At 71.6% G+C, this 3,283-nt stretch carries 4 protein-coding genes; 2 read left to right on the top strand and 2 right to left on the bottom strand.

All coding sequences use genetic code 11. The annotated features are described in order from the left end of the window. Positions 1–27 precede the first annotated feature (27 nt). Both L0P92_RS43270 and L0P92_RS43275 read right to left on the bottom strand, forming a co-directional pair. The gene (locus L0P92_RS43270; protein ID WP_234768623.1) at positions 28–711 is read right to left on the bottom strand and encodes a DUF899 family protein; all 684 of its coding nucleotides are present in this window, start codon (positions 709–711) and stop codon (positions 28–30) included. Between the two features lie 67 nt (positions 712–778). Continuing rightward, positions 779–1,399, bottom strand: coding sequence for a TetR/AcrR family transcriptional regulator (locus L0P92_RS43275; RefSeq protein WP_234768624.1), 621 nt, complete (start codon positions 1,397–1,399; stop codon positions 779–781). Between the two features lie 76 nt (positions 1,400–1,475). On the opposite strand from L0P92_RS43275, the gene L0P92_RS43280 reads away from it, so the two are divergent. Together L0P92_RS43280 and L0P92_RS43285 are read left to right on the top strand one after the other, a co-directional pair. Then, complete coding sequence (locus tag L0P92_RS43280) at positions 1,476–2,453, top strand: DMT family transporter (RefSeq protein ID WP_234768625.1); 978 nt, start codon at positions 1,476–1,478, stop codon at positions 2,451–2,453. Between the two features lie 153 nt (positions 2,454–2,606). Then, the coding region (locus L0P92_RS43285) for an MFS transporter (protein ID WP_234768626.1) at positions 2,607–3,283 on the top strand (677 nt) is incomplete at its 3' end.

Here is a 3,283-nt window from a genome sequence, read left to right on the forward strand (position 1 = left end):
CTCCCCTCCCCCCTCCCGGCCCCGGTGTCAGTAGTCGACGCTCGGATACCAGTCGCCGCGCCCCCGCGGGGTCAGGTCGAGCAGGTGCCAGACGGGGGCCAGCAGGTCGATGCCCCGCTCGTCGATGTCGGCGGACATGCGGGGGTGCGTGGAGTAGAAGTGGCGGATCGTGCCGTCGCCGTCGCGGGTGAAGACGGAGACGGTGGAGTCCTGTTCGCCGTCCTTGTCCTCGCTGCCCGTGTCGTACTTGAACGTGCTGTCGCCACAGCTCAGCAGCCGTAGCCGGTGCCAGCCGCGGTTGCGGGCGTGCTGCCGCAGGACGGGCGGGTCGGCCGCCGCCGCGATGACGAAGTCGGCGTTGCGGTTGACGTGGTGGGCGATGTTGCTGAAGCCGTCGATCCACAGGGTGCACATCGGGCAGGGGTCGGTCTGCGCCTTGCCGTACATGAACTGGTAGATGATCAGCGGGCGTTCGGGAGCGGTGAAGAGGTCGCTCAGCCGCACCTCGCGGACCGGTTCGTCGCCGGCGTCGAGGTCGGTGGGCCCCTCCAGGAAGACGTAGTCGTCGACCGGCGGCCCCGGCGGCAGCGCCCGGCGCCGGGCGGCGACGTCCTCGCGGTGGCGCATCAGCTCGATCTCGGCGAGGCGCAGTTCTTCGCGGGCTGCGAGGTATTCGGCGGATTCCCCTGGCAGCCGGGTGTGCCGGAACATCGAGTCCTCCTGGGGTCGACTTCCCTCCCCCGTGCCGCCTTCAGTCTAGGCCGGGGATCTTGATCGCTCAGGTGGAGTGCCACGTCCGTAGCAGAGCCTCCGCCTGGTCGCGGGCGTGGGCGATGGGATCCGGGAAGACCCGCAGGCCGTGCGCGACGAGGGCGCCCTCGTGCAGGAGCATGAGCGTCCGGCCCAGGCGGTCGGCGTCCGTCCCGGCGACGTCCCCGGCGAAGTCCCCGGCCAGGCGGGTGAACAGGGCCAGCATCCACTGCTTCTGACCGGTGATGACCGGGAAGGCCGGGTGGGCGGGGTCGCTGATCTCGGCGTGGGCGTTGACCATGCTGCACCCCTTGGCGCCGTACTCCGCCGACCAGGCGCGGGAGGCGTCGAACACGGCCAGGACGCGGGCCTCGGGCGTCGCGTGCGCGGCGTCGAGGTGGTCGTCGAGATACCGCGCCAGGAAGGCCCTCCAGCGCTCGTCCCGGCCGGTCAGGTACTCCACGACGATCCGCTCCTTGGAGCCGAAGCGGTCGTAGAGGGTCTTCTTCGTCACCCCCGCCTCCGCGGCGATGAGGTCGACGCCGACGGCATGGATGCCGCGCTCGTAGAACAGGCGCTCGGCGGCTTCCAGGATGCGGCGCGCGGCGCGCGTCATCGTGACGCGCTGCGGTTGCTCTGTGGTGCCCATACCTCGAAAGTATACCGATCTGTATAGTGGAGACTCAGAGCCAGGTATACCGATCTGTTTAGTGGGTGTGGTCCCTGTGAACGCTCTGTTCTCGATCGCCTTCGTCCTCAGCTGGAGCTCCGGGTTCATCGGGGCCAAGCTCGGCGCGGGGAGCGCGCCCGCGGTCACGGTCCTCATGTGGCGGTTCCTGCCGCTGGCCGTGGTCCTCGTCGCCGTCGCCGCCGTCGTGGGCCGCGCGTCGTGGCGGGGCCTGACCGGGCGGGACGTCGCCCGGCAGGCCGTGATCGGCGTGCTGTCGCAGAGCGGCTACCTGCTGACCGTCTACTACGCCATCCAGCTCGGCGTCTCCAGCGGCACCACGGCACTGATCGACGGCGTCCAGCCCCTGGTCGCCGGGGCGCTGGCCGGACCGCTGCTGCGCCAGTACGTCTCACGGCGGCAGTGGCTCGGCCTGTGGCTGGGGGTGGGCGGCGTGGTCATCGTCACCGCGGCCGACGCCGGGGCTGCGACGGGGGTCGCCGCGTGGGCCTACCTCGTCCCGTTCCTCGGCATGCTCTCGCTGGTGGCGGCCACGTTCCTGGAGAGCCGTTCCCGCACGCCGGTCGCGCCCGGGGTGGCGATGACCGTGCACTGCGCCACCAGCGCCGTGCTGTTCACGGTGCTCGCCGTGAGCGCCGGTGCGGCCGGACCACCTGGCGACGCCGGCTTCTGGGCCGCGATCAGCTGGCTCGTCGTCCTGCCCACCTTCGGCGGGTACGGGCTGTACTGGATCATCCTGCGCCGTTCCGGAGTCGCCCGGGTCAACGCGCTCATGTTCCTCATGGCTCCGGTCACCGCCGTCTGGGGAGCGCTCATGTTCGGTGAGCCCTTCGGCGCGCAGACGGCCCTGGGCCTGGCCGTCGGCCTCGCCGCCGTCGTCATCGTGCAGCGCGAGGGCGGCACGTCCCGGCGGAAATCCGGTGGCTCTCCGGTGCGGGGTGCGCATAACCTGCCTCCGTGTCCAGCCCCGAGGCGTCCAGACTCCGGCCACCGGCTCTCCGGTGGCTGCTCGTGATGCCGGGCTGATCAGGGCTCGCTTCCCTTCGGGGCTCGTTCCCCTTCGGGGCTCGTCGCCCTTCGGGCTCACCTCCGCTGCCGGACGGCCGTTCGACGTGCCGTTTTCGACTTCGCCGACTCCGACGTCGGCTTCCGGTTGCGGAGTTTCTTCATGCCGTTCGCTCTATATCTGCTGGGCCTTGCCGTCTTCGCCCAGGGAACGTCCGAGTTCATGCTGTCCGGGCTGGTGCCGGACATCGCCCGGGATCTGGGGGTCTCCGTACCCGCTGCCGGTGCGCTCACCTCTGCCTTCGCCGTGGGAATGGTCGTCGGGGCGCCGCTGATGGCCGGGCTCGCGCGGCGGTGGTCGCGGCGGGGTGCGCTGCTCGGGTTTCTGGTCGTGTTCCTCGGCGTTCATGTCGTCGGGGCGGTGACCGACAGTTTCGGGGTGCTCCTGGCCACCCGCGTGGTCGGGGCGCTCGCGAACGCCGGGTTCCTGGCCGTCGCCCTCGTCGCCGCCCTCGACATGGTCGAGCCGGACGCCAAGGGGCGGGCCACGTCCACGCTGCTCGGCGGGGTCACGCTGGCGTGTGTGGTGGGGGTGCCCGCCGGGGCGGTGCTCGGGCAGCTCTGGGGATGGCGTGCCGCGTTCTGGGCCGTGGCGCTGGTGTCGTTGCCTGCTGTCCTGGCCGTGGCGCGGTCCGTGCCGGGCGGTGCCGCCGGCTTCGCGCGTCCCGCCCTGCGGGGTGAACTGCGAGCGCTGCGCAACCCTCGGCTGCGGGTGACCTACCAGTTCCTCGTGGGCGACGCGGCCCACGCCGACCCGTTCAACCCGGTCGGTGCGGGCGG

The organism is Streptomyces muensis (genome assembly GCF_021474425.1).
GTDB lineage: Bacteria > Actinomycetota > Actinomycetes > Streptomycetales > Streptomycetaceae > Streptomyces > Streptomyces muensis.